We start from the raw sequence: 15,844 nt of genomic DNA on the forward strand, positions 1-15,844 counted from the left end.
ATTGAAACTAGAATAGTACACCTCTATTTCTAAAACATTGTTAGAAATCGATTTGACTGTCCTGAACGATTTATCCTGTTATTATTTCATTTTATTATAGTGGATTAAATTAAAAAAGTATAGTATATTGAATCTATAACAGTACATCTTGACTGCTAAAATATTTCTATAAATTAATTTGACTTTCCTGATAGAGTTGTTCACATCTTATTTCAATTCACTATACAATCCAGTTCCTAAAACTTTGCTAGAAATTGATTTGGCTTTCCGAATTAATTTGTTCAAATTTTATTTCATTTCAATATACTGAAAAATCCATTCACTAGCACAGGGCAAGAGGGAGTCGCTATTGATTTCAACGGTAGCAGGTACATACAGAGGACTCCTACCTCAGATATACTGCAATATCATCGTATGCAAAAAACCTCTGAGATTTTTCTCAAAGGTTCTGATTTTGCTAATTGCTGTTCTCAACCGCTGCAGTAACAAAGGCAGTGTAGAGTTCTTCTGGTCGGTTTGGACGGCTTGACAGTTCAGGGTGATACTGACAAGCTACAAAGAATTTATTTTCAGGAATTTCCACGATTTCTACCAAACGATTGTCTGGAGAAACTCCTGAAAAGACAAAACCTGCTGCCTCAAACTGCTCACGGAAGGCATTATTAAACTCATAACGGTGACGGTGACGGCGTTGCACCACTTCTTGATTATGATAAGCAGCTGCTGCCTTAGAGCCACGTTTCAACTTAGACGGATAAAGCCCCAAGCGAAGGGTTCCCCCCATATCCTCAACATCAATCTGATCACGCATGATATCAATGATAGGGTATTTTGTTTCTGGTGCAAGCTCTGCAGAATTGGCACCTTCGAGTCCTAAAACGTGACGAGCAAATTCGATACATGTCAACTGCATTCCCAAGCAGACTCCCAACATTGGAACATCATTTTCACGCGCATAGCGGATGGCTTGGATTTTCCCTTCCGTACCACGTTGGCCAAAACCACCTGGTACGATGATTCCGTCCGCATCAGACAAGAGCTCTGCCACATTCTCTGCTGTCACATCATTGGCATTGATCCAATTGATTTTAACTTCTGCGTCATTGGCATAACCAGAGTGTTTCAAGGCTTCAACCACAGAAATGTAGGCATCTTGCAACTCCACATACTTACCGACAAGGGAAATTTTAACTTGTTTCTTGAGGTTCATGACCTTGTCCACCATGGCTGACCATTCTGTCATATCCGCTACAGGTGCATCTAATTTCAAATGGTCACAGACAATTTGGTCCATACCTTGTGCCTGCAAGTTCAATGGAATTTGGTAAAGGTGTTCAACATCCAACGATTCGATAACGGCTTCTGGTGCCACATCACAGAACTGGGCCAGTTTATTTTTAATTCCTTGACCAGCTGGCTCTTCTGTACGAATAACCAACATATTTGGTTGGATTCCCAAGCCACGCAATTCTTTGACAGAGTGTTGGGTTGGTTTGGTTTTCATTTCACCAGCAGCCTTGAGGTAAGGAAGCAAGGTTGTATGGATATACATGACATTATCCGCACCCACATCTGCCTTCATCTGACGAAGAGCCTCTAGGAATGGCAAGGACTCGATATCTCCTACTGTTCCACCAACCTCTGTGATAATGACATCAGAGTCGGTCGTTAGAGCGGCACGCTTGATTTTTTCTTTCAAAGCATCTGTGATATGAGGAATGACTTGAACAGTTGCCCCAAGGTATTCTCCACGGCGTTCTTTACGAAGAACTTCACTGTAAATTTTCCCAGTTGTCACGTTGGAATATTTGTTGAGATTGATATCGATGAAACGTTCATAGTGACCCAAGTCCAAATCTGTCTCAGCTCCGTCATCTGTCACAAAAACTTCCCCGTGCTGGTAAGGACTCATGGTTCCCGGATCAATATTGATATAAGGGTCAAACTTTTGAATGGTTACTTTGAGACCACGATTTTTCAAGAGACGGCCTAGACTCGCTGCCACAATCCCTTTCCCAATAGACGATACCACACCACCAGTTACAAAAATATATTTCGTAGACATAGATTCCTCTTTCTAAAATGCTCAAGGCCTTGTTAACTACGAGGGGACATAGAAAACAAGACCCTACTAATAAGAATAATCTGGGACGACTGCACCAGATTCACAACTAAAATACAAGAAGATAACTTCTTGAAAAAACAAAAATAGCTCCCTAAGAACTAGGGAGCCCCGACCTCTAAAAGAGGTGCCCGAACAATATGATACCTAAAAATAGGATAATTGTCAATAGCTACCTTTTATTCCTCGCTGGTTTCAGCATCATCTTCTGAGAACTCGTCATCTTCCTCGTTGAGATCCACGTCTTCACCCAAGTCATCAGGAGCGATTTCGTTGATTTCTGCATCATAAGCTTCCACTTCATTTTTTTCATCATCTGGATTTTCATCATCATATGAAAGAGCTGAATCTGCCTCGTATGCATCTTCGTCTTCTGGATCATCTGCATTGTAGTCAATAGCATCTGAATCGCCATCCATGAAGGCATTAACACGTTTTTTCTTAGCTTTTGGTGCTACTTCATCGTCGTCATTTTCTTCAAGAGCGATGATTTCTTCGTCGATTTCGTCCACACCATACCATGAACGAAGCCCCCATTTGTTGTCTCCAAGTGAGATGAAGCTACCGTCAAAGTTCAACTCTGTGTAGAACAAAGGCAAGGCTTCGCGGATATCGCTGTTTGATGTTCCAAGGTAGTTTTGAATTTCGTTTACAAGATCGCTAAAATGCATCTCATGATCGCGACCACGAAGTTCCAAGATAGCACGCGCTACCTCAATCATAGATAGTTCACTTTTTTCTTGCCCAGCAAATACTTCTAATTCCAAAGCGTTTCTCCTCATTTATACTACTATCGCCAGAGCAAACAGACTCTGACCACATTTTATCATTTACTCTTTATTTTACGATAATTTTGCAGAATAGTCAAAAGTTAAGGGGGAGAAAGTGACAGGATTAGACTAATTTCAATATAAAACTCATTCCTTTTTCTGTTGCTCCATTTTCCACAAATCCAAGCGACTTGAAACACCTCCTAGAAGCATGATTGTAGGTGTAGATTTCCTTGACTCTCAATTCTTTCCATCCTTTTACTCGAGCCAATTCAATCAAAGTACTTAGAATCTTTTTTCCAAGTCCTCGATGTTGGTAAGCGGAATTCCCAATCACAATGGGGAGATTATCCTTAGATAGTGTAACATCCCCAATTGGAAACCATTCTCCCTTCTCCTTGACTTCAATCCAAAAAAGTTCACCATGCTGATCCAAATGGGAATACATAGCTTCCAAAGTTTCTTGACTATAAGGTCTCTTCACACCATCTACGAGGTGAACCAAGTTCACATCCTGATACCAAGCAAAAGCTTCTTCACAATGATTGACCTTATAATAAGGAACAAGACGCAGTGAATTATCTATTTGTAGGGTCTGTTTCATCTGCTTTCCTTTTCAATAAGAAAGTTGCTGCTTGATTAAAACCATCACACCAGTTATACCATTTTGCTTCATACTCATCTTGAGCTAGGATACGATCTTCTAAATCAAAAACAGAGTAAATCTTTCTTTCCTCGCAAGCTTGCGCATAGAGATGATATAGTTCATCACCACCATCTCTATCCCACTCAGCAGAAATCGTATCCCGACCTGCCAATAAAGCCTGATAAGCCCTGTGATGCCCATCTGTAATCAGCAAACAATCTCCAAAGGCAAGAATACTGATTGGATCGACTTGGTTTGTTTCTGCCGACTGGTAAAGCATCTGAATATCTTGCAACTTCTTTTCTGATAAATATAGTTGAGTCGGATGAAGATCTGCTATATTGACTTTCATTTCTTTCTCCTCAAGGGAATTCGATACTCACTTCTGTTTGCCTTTAAATCGCCATTGGAAGCGGAGCTTGTCATAGAAGGGAAACTCGATAAACAGGACTCCCAAGCCCACACAGAGACTGGCAAGGACGTCTGATGGGTAATGAACTCCCACCCAAAAAGAGACAGTAGTTCATACTACTATTACTCTATTTTCATTGCTTTCACAATTGCTAAGGCAGTCAATACAAAAATAAAAAGTGGAAGCACTGTGATTTTTATGTTTGTAGCACTCGCTAAGGCAACGATGAGCATGCTAAGAATTCCTGGTACAACAACATTGAATACTCCAAGCACTGACTGGATGGTTCCCATGACTTCTTCTGGAACCATCGAGAATACAAGGTTGAAAATCCGAGGCCCCATCATTCCTACTGCAACTGCGCATAAGAAGACAACTACCAATAAAAGGAGGAAATGATTGGTCAACCAAGAAAAGAGAATACAGAGATGCATAATTTCTTCAAAGTAGACAATCATTTTTATGGGAATATTTTTTAGGATACCTCCACTCAAAAAACTTCCCACAATCGTTCCTGAAAAAATAACCACTGACAATGCTGCAATGGATTTCCCAGTGTCAAAGAAGATAAATGGATGATGAATCAACATCAAAGTCGTTAAAGGGGTAATAATGCTTAAAATCACTTGGTTCATAGCTGCAATGAATATTAATTTGATGATGGTTGGAAAACTTGACAATATCTTCATAGAATAGAGGAAATGCTCTCCAAAAGATTTTGCGGTTAATCTTTTACTAACCTCCATCTGTCCCTCAATATCTCTCAAAGAAGTACGAATAAACACCACACCCAACAGTGCAAAAAGAAAGGTCAAAGCATTCAAACCCACAAACATCTGAAGACTGATGACCCCAATCAAAACTCCACCTGTAAGGTTGCTAAGAATATTAACTACACCAGCAGTTGCCTGTCTAAACCCCATAGCATCTGTCATATCATCTCCTATAATCCTCACATACAAAGGAGAAATCATAGCACCTGCAAAATAACTCATGGTATCTGATAAAAGATTGATGCCACAAATAAGAAAAACCATCCCCATAGAAAAGTTCTTATCCGTTACAAACAGTGTCAATAGAGTATAAAGCAGAAACTTACTTGCCAATATAGCAATATATTTTGCAACACGATTTTTTTGAAAATCGGCAATAACGCCTGTGAACAACTGAGAAATCTGCGGCAAAGTCTCCGAAACTGTTATACAAAGAACAGCTAATGAAGCAAATTTATATCCCGATACATAAGAAATAAATGAAATATAAAACAGCGTATCACCAAATGACGAAACCCATTGATTAATTAGCAACATCCGGTAATTTTTATTGGTCAGAAAAGTATTCATTGGATTGCCTCCTTCTTCAGCTCAAAAGGAAATTGAAATCCTAACAACGCCCAATATATCCCCAAAGCTCCAATACCAAAATCAAAAACTATTGATGATATTCTAATACATCAATTTTGGTTTGTCAATAATTTTTATGGTGTTTTTTTATTTTTTTTGAAATATGAATTTAAGTTATCTAAAAATACAAATCTTTTTCTTAATCTTCACTTTCCAATAATTTCATTTCCTTCTCAATTTCCAGCATCATTCTCTGGTTGTCTTCATGCTTGTAAAGCTGGTAAGATACTTGATAAAAACCTAGTATCCTATCCTTTTCAGCAAAGCCCACGCTTATATTTCCCAATAAACAATACAAATCTGCTAATCGATAACTGCTATTATATCTTTTACAAATAGCTATTGTTGCTGTAATCTCTTCTATAGCTTCAGATGTTCGTTCATTCAACCACAAATATCTACAATAGTTATATCGGAATTTAATCATCAGTTCTAATTGTTCCAAATGATGGACAGATAATGACTGGATGTTCTCTTTTAAAAGTTGATAGAGCTCCTGATATGTGTCTTCCTGCCCCATATCAAAATAAAAATTAGCCAAGGTATTTCCCAGTTGTAGATAGTAAAAATCAGATTTTTTCAGAGATAACAGTATTTTTTCCAATTTCGCAACTGCCCCTGTTTGATGATTTAGATAACGGAATTGAACTAACGTATCAATCCAGTCTAAATAAATCTGGTCTTTAGCAGATAAACGAGCACGTTTAGATTTTTCAAGTTCATAAATGTATTTGAGAGATTCATATTCCCTCTCATCCAAAAACTTCTTAGATAGTTCTTTAAACTTGTCAATATTTTCTAAACTAGAAACCTCAGTCTCTTCAAAGAAATAATTCATACTCACCTTCAATCGCTTAGATAGCTGAAAGAGTAATTCTGACCCGGGTGAGTATTTACCTTGCTCCATACGGCTAATCTGTCCTTGCTCACAAATCCCCTCAGCCAATTCCTTTTGAGATAATTTTAATTCCTTTCTCTTATTTTTTAAGCGTGTCGCTAACAACATATCCACACTTTCTTCCTCCTTGCTTTATGTATTAAAGTATATCAAGTTCCAAAACATGTTTCAAGTATATATTTTATGTCCTTCTGTTTGTATTTATATAATCTTTTATCTTTTTCATCACTTCTGCTTGCCCTTAAATCGCCATTGGAAGCGTAGCTTGTCATAGAAGGGAAATTCGATAAACAAGACTCCCAAGCCCACACAGAGACTGGCAAGGACATCTGATGGATAATGAACTCCCAGATAGACCCTTGATACCAGCACACTGACTAGGTAGAGACCTAGCACAATTTGCATGATTTTTCTCCAGACCGGATTTTTCATCCGTTGACTGAGAATGACAATCAGAGAGCCGACCATCAAGGTTACAGCCAGAGAATGACCACTTGGGAAGGAAAATCCCTTCTCCTCAACCAAGTGTAAAATAGCTGGTCGTGGGCGCTGGTAGATGTTTTTAAAAGTCACGATTAAAAGTCCTGCTAAAGCCAGATTTCCCAGCATGAAGAAACTTTCTATCTTCCATCGCTTACGATAAAAGATAAAGGCTACGATGGCAACCCAAGTGATAATCACTGGAATATCAATCAAGCGTGCGATGGCTCGGAAAAGAATCGTCAAGTAATCTGGCAAATCTCCTCGAACGGCAGTTTGTATCGGTTGGTCAAAACCGACCAGCGTTTCAGGGTAAAATTTGACCATGTAGCCAAGAATAACGAAAAGTAAAAGGGCAAAACTGCCCTTCATTAAAAATGTTTGTTTATCTTTCATAATGTTTTAAGGTTGGTTTCAAGAGAACGTACAACAACCAGAATGAAACGGAAAAGATTACACCCTCAATCAAGTTAAAAGGTAATACCATGGTCATTAGGTAGTTGGAAAGTCCCAAAATTTTTCCAATATCAAAGTTAGCAAACTTAGCGTACAAAGGAACAGCGTAAACATAGTTGAGAACCAACATAGCCACGGTTAAACCAATAGTCCCAGCTAGAGAGCCTAGTAGGAAACGAAGGGTTGTCCGTTCCTTTTTCCAAATCAAAGCAAATACGATGACAAAAACTCCCAAAGCTACGATATTCATTGGCAAACCAATGTAAGTATTCACTCCCTGACTGTTAAGAAGTAATTTCAAGAGTGAGCGAAGCAAGAGAACTCCTAGAGCAGCAGGCAAATCCATGACCACCAGACCCACAAGGACTGGCAAGATACTAAATTCGATCTTGAGGAAGGATGCCGCTGGCAAGAGCGGAAAGTCAAAGTACATCAGCACAAATGAGATAGCTGATAGAATTGCAATAGTCGAAAGTCGACGTGTGTTTGTCATAACAGGTTCCTCCAATTTTCTATAAAATCAGAAGAAGTTAGAAAGGATTCCTCTATCTATTCTCACTTTTTATATCCCAAAAGTTCCCTCTCACTCTATTAAAGAAATCCAAGCAAGCGGTTACAGTTTAGCTATAAATCTATCAGAACAGACAAAGCTATTCTTTCGTCTTCTCCCATCCAGACTATACTGTCGGTTGTGGAATCTCACCACATCAGCTTGCGCTCGCGGACTTATTTGGCTAAGATATTTTAGATTTATCTAGGCGTCGCAGTCGAAGATAATACTTAAAGTATATCGAGACAAGACAACGACGAGAAAGCTAAAATAGATAGTCAAATTTACCGCCGGTCGGGAATCACACCCTGCCCTGAAGACTCTTTTATCATAACAAAAAACGCTTGCAAGCGCAAGCATTTTGTTCATTTTCATTTTCATTTTTTATTTCAATTTATCCACTTCATAGGTATGAACAAGCTCAAGACCTGCAAAGTGCTGCTGGCGGAGGGCTTCGTAGACAATCATGCAGACGGTATTAGACACATTGAGACTGCGGACATGTTCATCATTCATGGGAATACGGAGAGCCTTCTCAGGATGTTCTCGCATAAAGTCCTCAGGCAAGCCCTTGTCTTCACGTCCAAAGAGAAAATAATGGTCCTCGTCAGTCGATAAATCCACATCAGAATACACTTTCTCAGCAAATTTTGAGATCAGATAGAGTTTGCCCTTCATATGAGACATGAAATCCTCCAAACTCTCGTAAAAATAAATCTCTAGTTTATCCCAATAATCCAATCCAGCTCGCTTCATCTTGCGGTCGTCAATAGGAAAGCCCATTGGCTTGATGATGTGGAGGGGAGAATTGGTCGCAGCACAAGTACGCGCGATATTGCCTGTATTTTGTGGAATTTGTGGTTCAAATAATACAATGTGATTTGTCATGACTTGCTTCCTTTCACCATTGCAAAAAAATAGCCACACTGCCCGGAGTCAAGCTCAGCAAACAGCGTGGTTAAGGCATCGTTAACTTACCTCACAACAGGTTTGAAGTAAATCAGCGAAACTACTTTCTTAGTATAACACTTTCAGAATCATTGTCAATAGAAACGACTTGATTTTTTCAATTTTTTCAAGCTATTTCCAAGGGTTGTAAAATCGTCCCTGATTCTGCAAGATAAGTAGTAAACTAGTTACTAAAAACAAGGCTGCAAAGAGCAAGGTAAGATAGTCTCCTTTTCTCAAGGCTTGATAACTATACCAAGTGCGTTTTTTCTCTTTCCCAAAGCGCCGAAGCTCCATGGCGGTCGCAATGGTATCAATGCGTTCTAGCGAGCTAAAAATCAAGGGAGTGATAATGCGCAGATTGCCTTTGATTCGTTGCATAAGAGAAGCTTTCTTGGATAATTCCATCCCACGCGCTTCCTGAGACATCTTGATAGTAAAGAATTCTTCCTGCAAATCTGGAATATAGCGCAAAGTCAGGCTGACTGAATAGGCAATCTTGTAAGGCACACCAATTTGATTTAAACTAGAAGCAAACTGACTAGGATGGGTTGTCATCAAAAAGATAATAGCCAGAGGAATGGTACAAAGGTACTTAATGGCCAGATTTAGCAGATAAAAGAGCTCCTGGCTGGTCAGAGTGTAGGCACCGATTCCCTGCCAAATCACACTTCTCTCTCCGTAAAGTCCAACCCCATACTCAGGAGAAAAGAGATAGACCATCAAAACGTTTAAAACGGCAAATACCGTCGCAAAAACGGCCACAAAGGAAACATCTTTAAAACGGATTTCTGACAAATAGAGGAGAAAGACCGAAAAGATGGCAATCAGAACAAGCAGTCTGGTATCATAGCTAATCATGGCCGCCAATGACACGAGGATGAAAAAGAGAAGTTTACCAGCTCCTGACAAGCGATGAATCACAGTATCTCTATGCTGGTAACCAATTAATTTAGCTTGCATCCTTCTCTCCTTTCTTTGTAAAATGCCGTTAAAGCAAGTGGATCCACGTCTAGTTTTTTGGCCAAGTTAAAGATTGAAGTTTCTTTTAGGTTGGCTTTTACTAACAGCTCAGGATTGCTCAACAGACTAGCTGGATCAGTATCAGCAATCAATTCCCCGTCCACCATGACAAGGGCTCGGTCTGAATAATCCAGCATCAATTGCATATCATGCGTAATCATGACAATGGTATGCCCTTTTTGATGCAACTCTTCGAGAAATTCCATAATCTCAGTATAGTTCTTCTGGTCTTGACCTGCAGTTGGTTCATCTAAGAGGATAATTTCAGCCCCCAAGACCAAAATCGAAGCAATAGTGACACGTTTTTTCTGACCAAATGACAGGGCAGAAATGGGCCAATTACGGAATTCATAAAGACCACAGATTTTCAAGGTTTCATAGACTCTCGTTTTAATTTCCTGCTCGTCCACACCTCGCAAACGAAGTCCCAGAGCCACCTCATCAAAAATCATATTGGTTGAAATCATTTGATTAGGATTTTGCAGCACATAGCCTACTCGTTCCGCCCGCTCTGCAACAGAATCTCCTTTTATATCCTGTCCTTCCCAAAGATAGCGACCTTCCGTCTGAATAAAGCTACTTAAGGCCTTGGCTAGAGTTGACTTCCCTGCTCCATTTTTTCCGACAATGGCAATTTTTTCACCCTTTTTAATATCTAAATGAATGAATTTTAAAATCGGTCTATCATCATAAGAAAACGACACGTCCTTTAGTCTAAAGAGTGACTGCAATTCTGGGTTTTCTTTTACCAGTTCATTCTGCAACTGAACCTGACCTTTTGAGATAGACAAGTTATCTAGATTTGCTAATTGTTCTTCCTTGACTAAGTCCACACCTAATTGACGGAGAGTCGTTAGATAAAGGGGTTCGCGAATTCCATTTTGAGTCAATAAATCAGTCGCCAATAACTGATCAGGGCTCCCATTAAAGAGGATACGGCCATCGTTTATCAAGACAATCCGATCGACAGGGCGATGCAGAACATCCTCCAAACGGTGCTCGATAATAAGGGTCGTCGTCCCCTCCTCCTTATGAATCTGATCAATCAATTCGATAATATCCTGACCTGACTTGGGATCAAGATTGGCGAGTGGCTCATCAAACAAGAGAATCGGACTCTCATCAATCAAGACACCAGCCAGACTGACCCGCTGCTTTTGTCCACCTGACAAATCCTGGGGACGCTGCGGCAGTAAAGGGAGAAGATCCAGCTTTTCAGCCCATTTATGAACACGGCTTTTCATCTCATCTAGGGCTGTCACATCATTCTCCAGAGCAAAAGCCAAGTCCTCTGCCACAGACAGGCCGATAAACTGCCCATCTGTATCCTGCAAAACTGTACTGACCAGATGAGATTTATCGTAGATGCTCATATCAAAGGCCACTTGCCCCTTGATCAAAAATTCTCCAGACGTCTGACCCTTGTAAATATTGGGAATAATCCCATTCAAACATTGACCCAAGGTAGACTTACCTGACCCAGATGGCCCAACAATTAAAACTTTCTCTCCCTTATAAATAGTCAAGTCTATCCCTTGCAAGGTCGGTTCTTGTTGTGTTTCATACCGGAAAGAGAAATCCTTCCACTCAATTATAGCTTCTTTCATCTTACTCTCTTCATTCGCTTCTTCTACTCAATGAAAATCAAAGAGCAAACCAGGAAGTTAGCCGTAGGTTGCTCAAANNTTGCAGATAGAGCTGACGCAGTTTAAATTAGATTTTCGCAGAGTATTAGACTTCTATTTTATCATAAATTTACCCCTTCTTGCAGTCTCTTCTCTTAAAATCTTAGCGCCAAAAAGATTCCTATCCTAGCTTACTTGCCTAACTAATCTATAAACATCGAAAAAGACTGGTTGCCCAGCCTTCCCCATCATTTTATACTCAATGAAAATCAAAGAGCAAACCAGAAAGCTAGCCACAAGTTGCTCAAAACACTGTTTNNTGACGTGGTTTGAAGAGATTTCCGAAGAGTATTAGTCCTTTTTCAAACTTCCTGCACGAGTTTGAGTTCCTGCATAGGCAAGCAAGAGAAGAGTTCCTGCAATAGCTACAGATACACCATTAGCAATTCCCGCAACAATTCCTTGGGCAAATACTTTTTCTGCAGCTTCTTGATAAATCACAACATCTCCAAGTGGTGCCAAGACACCCCAAACAAGGGCATTTGCAAGTAGTTGAATGAGGTTAAAAATAAGAATATCTTTCCAGTCAAAGACACCATTGATCACGCGAACGTACTTTCTAAATAGCCCCACAGCTAGACCAAAGAGCCCACTAGCGATAATCCAAGTCCACCACAGACCGTAACCAGCAAGAGAGTCCTTGATTGCATGACCAATCAACCCGACAAGCAAACCGATAATCGGTCCAAAAATAATAGAAAGTAGCGCTTGTACCGCATACTGAAGCTGGATGCTTGTATTTGGAACAGGGGTCGGAATGTTGATCATCCCGATGACGACAAAGAGGGCAGCGCCAATTCCTACAGCAACAACTTGTTTAATTGATTGATTTTTCATCTATATTCTCCTATTTTATGATTCTATTTTCTTTATTTCAATGGTCCAAGATGAACCGACACCTACATTATAGGCCTTGGCAAAGGAACCTTGGTTGATAGCCAGACCTAAACGATAGAGAGAGTTGATGTAAAGGATGGGTTGCCCAATTCTCACATCTGCAAATGATTTGCCATAAACAACCTGATTTTGATAGACCAGCATATCAGCGTGATAGATGGTCACTTCAAAACGGTCACCAAATTCTGGTTCCAGTTTGTAAAATTCTTCTCGCGTAATAGAGGTCCAAAGCGAACCAAAACGCACATCCAGAATATCAATGGCTCCCTTCACCAGATGATCTTCACTAATGGTCTCTACGACTGGAAGTTCCACAATCTGATCCACACTGAGCTCTGGCCCCACTTCCTCAAAAGAAATGTGACCACTGGCCAGTTTAGCACCAGTATAGGCATAGACATCACGACCGTGGAAAGTATAAGAATGCTCTGTGTTTTGACGCCTATTAGCTACCTCAGAAATTTCACGAACGGCTACAATACCAACGTGTTTCTTGATAAAAGAAAGAGTCCCATTATCTGGCGTGACAATGTATTGATTGTTTGCAGTCTTGGCAACCACACTCTTACGTTTCGAGCCGACACCTGGATCGACAACCGATACAAAAGTCGTTCCCTCAGGCCAGTAATCCACCGTCTGAAAGAGACGGTAACTACCCTCAAAAATATTATAAGGTGTGATATCGTGCGTCAAGTGATGAATTTTTAAGGTTGGAGACTCTTCTAAAGCCACTCCAATCATAGCCGATACCGCACCATCAACCAGACCAAAGTCTGATTGTAATACCAGTAAATTATTATTCATTTTATCTCCTTGTATATCCTTTATCATACCATATTTCAGAGAAAGTCGCTAATAGCTATTTCAATTGCTTAGGGTATAGTTTTACCTTATAGCAGATTTCCGCTAAAAGTTCTCCCTTATTGGCTAGTAGGTGCATTTTTTTTGAAAAAGGATATGATAGTTACATCATGAAAAAGTAGGTTTTATTATGAAAATTATCCTTGTCGGAGGGGGAAAAGTTAGTTTTGCCCTCTGTCGCTCCTTGGTTGCAGAAAAGCATGATGTTTTGCTGATTGAGCAAGACGAAGCTGTTCTCAATCATATTGTCAGTCGCTTTGATATCATGGGTATCCTTGGTAACGGGGTCGATTTTGCCATTCTTGAGCAAGCCAGCGTCCAAGATTGTGATATCTTTATCACCCTGACTGAGTACGATGAAGTCAACATGATTGCAGCTGTTCTAGCCAAAAAAATGGGAGCTAAAGAGACCATCGTTCGGGTGCGGAACCCTGAATATTCTAACTCCTATTTCAAAGAAAAGAATATTCTCGGTTTTTCTCTTATCGTTAACCCTGAGCTCTTGGCTGCCCGCGCTATCGCCAACATCATTGACTTCCCCAACGCTCTATCTGTCGAACGTTTCTTTGGTGGACGGGTCAGCTTGATGGAATTCACTGTTAAATCCTCCAGTAGTCTTTGCCAAATGCCCATTTCTGATTTTCGGAAAAAAATTTGGCAATGTCATTGTCGTGCGATAGAAAGAGATCATCAAATTATCATTCCAAGCGGTAACATGACTGTACAGGATAAAGATAGAATCTTTGTCACTGGTAACCGTGTTGATATGATGCTCTTCCATAATTATTTCAAGTCTCGTGCCGTGAAGGGTCTTCTTATTGTTGGAGCTGGTAGAATTGCCTATTATCTACTAGGTATCCTCAAAGATAGTCGTATTGATACTAAGATTATTGAAATCAATCCTGAAATCGCTAGCTTCTTTAGCGAGAAATTCCCAAACCTCTACATCGTTCAAGGAGATGGTACCGCACAAGATATCCTGCTGGAAGAAAGTGCTCAAAACTATGATGCCGTTGCGACTCTAACAGGGGTCGATGAGGAAAATCTGATTACCTCTATGTTCCTGGACAGGGTAGGTGTACAGAAAAATATTACCAAGGTCAATCGTACCAGTCTCCTCGAAATTATCAATGCGCCTGATTTTTCAAGTATCATCACACCTAAAAGTATTGCCGTAGACACGATTATGCACTTTATTCGTGGTCGGGTTAATGCCCAGTATTCAGACCTTCAAGCCATGCACCATCTAGCCAATGGCCAAATCGAAACCCTGCAATTCCATATCAAGGAAGCCAATAAAATGACTGCCAAACCTCTTTCTCAACTGAAATTGAAAAAAGGGGTTCTTATTGCAGCTATCATTCGAAAGGGCAAAACGATTTTCCCAACTGGGGAGGATATGTTGGAAGTTGGAGACAAGCTCCTAGCAACAACCTTGTTGCCGAATATCACTAAGATTTATGACTTGATTGCGAGGTAAGAAATGAATAAAAGTATGATTCGCTACCTCCTTTCAAAATTACTTTTGATTGAAGCTGTTCTCCTTTTGGTTCCTGTTGCGATTGCTGTCTATTACCGTGAATCGAGCCAAGTCTTTACAGCCCTCTTTTCGACCATAGGGATTCTCGTATTGTTAGGCGGTTCAGGGAGTTTACAGAAGCCAAAAAATCAACGGATTTATGCCAAGGAGGGAGTCTTGATCGTTGCCCTCTGTTGGATCCTTTGGTCCTTCTTTGGTGGTCTCCCCTTTGTCTTTTCTGGGCAAATCCCTAGCGTTATTGATGCCTTTTTTGAAATTAGTTCTGGGTTTACAACTACTGGAGCAAGTATTTTGAACGACGTTTCGGTTCTCAGCCGTTCCCTCCTCTTCTGGCGAAGTTTTACCCACTTGATTGGAGGGATGGGAGTGCTTGTTTTTGCACTTGCTATTATGGACAATGCCAAAAATAGCCACCTAGAGGTGATGAAGGCTGAGGTTCCAGGTCCTGTTTTTGGCAAGGTTGTATCCAAACTAAAAAACACTGCCCAGATTCTCTATCTCCTTTATCTAGCTCTCTTCTCCCTCTTTGTCATCATCTATTATCTAGCTGGTATGCCTCTCTACGATAGTTTTGTCATTGCTATGGGGACAGCGGGAACTGGAGGCTTTACCGTCTATAACGACGGAATTGCCCACTATGGCAGCTCACTGATTACCTATCTGGTCAGTATCGGAGTTCTGGTTTTTGGGGTAAATTTCAACCTCTACTACTACCTCATGCTCCGTCGCATCAAGGCCTTCTTTGGTGACGAAGAACTTCGGGCTTACTTGGTCATTGTACTGGTTTCTACAGGCTTGATTAGCCTCAACACCCTCTACCTCTACCCAGGGTTTTCAAAGAGCTTTGAAATGGCCTTCTTCCAGGTTTCCAACATCATTACAACAACTGGTTTTGGATATGGAGATATTACCAACTGGCCCCTCTTCTCCCAGTTTATCCTCCTTTTCCTCATGGCAATCGGTGGCTCTGCTGGATCAACTGCAGGTGGACTCAAGATTATTCGAGGCCTCATCCTTTCAAAAATTGCCAAAAATCAAATTTTGTCCATTCTATCTCCCCACCGTGTTTTGACTCTCCATGTGAATCAAACGGTGATTGATAAGGATACCCAGCATAAAATTCTCAAGTATGGTAGATTGAAACTAGAATAGT

The 15,844-nt window shown here is 40.4% G+C and carries 14 protein-coding genes, 2 pseudogenes and 1 riboswitch; of the genes and pseudogenes, 2 read left to right on the forward strand and 14 right to left on the reverse strand.

Going from position 1 to position 15,844, the window contains the following annotated elements:
• Window positions 1-457: 457 nt before the first annotated feature.
• From HT691_RS10540 to HT691_RS10605, 14 genes and pseudogenes are all read right to left on the reverse strand, one after another.
• Window positions 458-2,065, reverse strand: a complete 1,608-nt coding sequence (locus HT691_RS10540) for a CTP synthase (protein WP_000105246.1) — start codon at window positions 2,063-2,065, stop codon at window positions 458-460.
• 236 nt (window positions 2,066-2,301) lie between these two features.
• Window positions 2,302-2,889: a DNA-directed RNA polymerase subunit delta gene (rpoE, locus tag HT691_RS10545; protein ID WP_172923358.1), complete on the reverse strand. Its 588-nt coding sequence runs from the start codon at window positions 2,887-2,889 to the stop codon at window positions 2,302-2,304.
• Between the two features lie 127 nt (window positions 2,890-3,016).
• Window positions 3,017-3,466, reverse strand: coding sequence for a GNAT family N-acetyltransferase (locus HT691_RS10550; RefSeq protein ID WP_031243595.1), 450 nt, complete (start codon window positions 3,464-3,466; stop codon window positions 3,017-3,019).
• 4 nt (window positions 3,467-3,470) lie between these two features.
• Complete coding sequence (locus HT691_RS10555; RefSeq protein ID WP_172923357.1) at window positions 3,471-3,890, reverse strand: chromosome partitioning protein ParB; 420 nt, start codon at window positions 3,888-3,890, stop codon at window positions 3,471-3,473.
• Between the two features lie 27 nt (window positions 3,891-3,917).
• A pseudogene (locus tag HT691_RS10560) lies at window positions 3,918-4,046 on the reverse strand (phosphatase PAP2 family protein); the annotation flags it as partial.
• 26 nt (window positions 4,047-4,072) lie between these two features.
• Window positions 4,073-5,293, reverse strand: a complete 1,221-nt coding sequence (locus tag HT691_RS10565) for an MFS transporter (RefSeq protein ID WP_172923356.1) — start codon at window positions 5,291-5,293, stop codon at window positions 4,073-4,075.
• 199 nt (window positions 5,294-5,492) lie between these two features.
• Complete coding sequence (locus tag HT691_RS10570; RefSeq protein ID WP_172925368.1) at window positions 5,493-6,365, reverse strand: helix-turn-helix transcriptional regulator; 873 nt, start codon at window positions 6,363-6,365, stop codon at window positions 5,493-5,495.
• 111 nt (window positions 6,366-6,476) lie between these two features.
• Window positions 6,477-7,127, reverse strand: coding sequence for a phosphatase PAP2 family protein (locus HT691_RS10575; RefSeq protein WP_233053172.1), 651 nt, complete (start codon window positions 7,125-7,127; stop codon window positions 6,477-6,479).
• Window positions 7,117-7,680, reverse strand: coding sequence for an ECF transporter S component (locus HT691_RS10580; protein ID WP_000185834.1), 564 nt, complete (start codon window positions 7,678-7,680; stop codon window positions 7,117-7,119). The genes HT691_RS10575 and HT691_RS10580 overlap by 11 nt, the downstream gene beginning before the upstream one ends.
• Window positions 7,681-7,843: 163 nt before the next feature.
• A riboswitch (FMN riboswitch) is annotated at window positions 7,844-8,062 on the reverse strand.
• 59 nt (window positions 8,063-8,121) lie between these two features.
• A complete protein-coding gene (locus HT691_RS10585; protein ID WP_031243592.1) occupies window positions 8,122-8,625 on the reverse strand; it encodes a tRNA (cytidine(34)-2'-O)-methyltransferase in 504 nt (167 codons plus the stop codon).
• A 192-nt stretch (window positions 8,626-8,817) separates the two neighbouring features.
• A complete protein-coding gene (locus tag HT691_RS10590; protein ID WP_054392891.1) occupies window positions 8,818-9,648 on the reverse strand; it encodes an energy-coupling factor transporter transmembrane component T in 831 nt (276 codons plus the stop codon).
• On the reverse strand, window positions 9,633-11,315 hold the full coding sequence (locus HT691_RS10595) for an ABC transporter ATP-binding protein (protein WP_054392892.1): 1,683 nt from the start codon (window positions 11,313-11,315) through the stop codon (window positions 9,633-9,635). The genes HT691_RS10590 and HT691_RS10595 overlap by 16 nt, the downstream gene beginning before the upstream one ends.
• 369 nt (window positions 11,316-11,684) lie before the next feature.
• Window positions 11,685-12,230, reverse strand: a complete 546-nt coding sequence (locus HT691_RS10600) for an ECF-type riboflavin transporter substrate-binding protein (RefSeq protein ID WP_000795930.1) — start codon at window positions 12,228-12,230, stop codon at window positions 11,685-11,687.
• 15 nt (window positions 12,231-12,245) lie between these two features.
• A complete protein-coding gene (locus HT691_RS10605) occupies window positions 12,246-13,094 on the reverse strand; it encodes an S-adenosyl-l-methionine hydroxide adenosyltransferase family protein (protein WP_001063603.1) in 849 nt (282 codons plus the stop codon).
• Window positions 13,095-13,281: 187 nt separating this feature from the next.
• On the opposite strand from HT691_RS10605, the gene trkA reads away from it, so the two are divergent.
• Entirely contained in the window at window positions 13,282-14,631 is a 1,350-nt protein-coding gene (gene trkA, locus HT691_RS10610) for a Trk system potassium transporter TrkA (protein ID WP_172921847.1), read from the forward strand.
• 3 nt (window positions 14,632-14,634) lie between these two features.
• A pseudogene (locus HT691_RS10615) lies at window positions 14,635-15,822 on the forward strand (TrkH family potassium uptake protein); the annotation flags it as partial.
• Window positions 15,823-15,844 lie beyond the last annotated feature (22 nt).

The organism is Streptococcus sp. 477, assembly GCF_013277295.1.
In the GTDB taxonomy this organism is placed as follows: Bacteria; Bacillota; Bacilli; order Lactobacillales; family Streptococcaceae; genus Streptococcus; species Streptococcus pseudopneumoniae.

Bases quoted from the DNA above. Each gene is read 5' to 3' on its own strand.
- trkA (WP_172921847.1), top strand. From the start codon at position 13,282: ATGAAAATTATCCTTGTCGGAGGGGGAAAAGTTAGTTTTGCCCTCTGT.
- HT691_RS10600 (WP_000795930.1), bottom strand. From the start codon at position 12,230: ATGAAAAATCAATCAATTAAACAAGTTGTTGCTGTAGGAATTGGCGCT.
- HT691_RS10590 (WP_054392891.1), bottom strand. From the start codon at position 9,648: ATGCAAGCTAAATTAATTGGTTACCAGCATAGAGATACTGTGATTCAT.
- HT691_RS10565 (WP_172923356.1), bottom strand. From the start codon at position 5,293: ATGAATACTTTTCTGACCAATAAAAATTACCGGATGTTGCTAATTAAT.
- HT691_RS10595 (WP_054392892.1), bottom strand. From the start codon at position 11,315: ATGAAAGAAGCTATAATTGAGTGGAAGGATTTCTCTTTCCGGTATGAA.
- HT691_RS10605 (WP_001063603.1), bottom strand. From the start codon at position 13,094: ATGAATAATAATTTACTGGTATTACAATCAGACTTTGGTCTGGTTGAT.
- HT691_RS10555 (WP_172923357.1), bottom strand. From the start codon at position 3,890: ATGAAAGTCAATATAGCAGATCTTCATCCGACTCAACTATATTTATCA.
- HT691_RS10540 (WP_000105246.1), bottom strand. From the start codon at position 2,065: ATGTCTACGAAATATATTTTTGTAACTGGTGGTGTGGTATCGTCTATT.
- HT691_RS10580 (WP_000185834.1), bottom strand. From the start codon at position 7,680: ATGACAAACACACGTCGACTTTCGACTATTGCAATTCTATCAGCTATC.
- HT691_RS10585 (WP_031243592.1), bottom strand. From the start codon at position 8,625: ATGACAAATCACATTGTATTATTTGAACCACAAATTCCACAAAATACA.
- HT691_RS10575 (WP_233053172.1), bottom strand. From the start codon at position 7,127: ATGAAAGATAAACAAACATTTTTAATGAAGGGCAGTTTTGCCCTTTTA.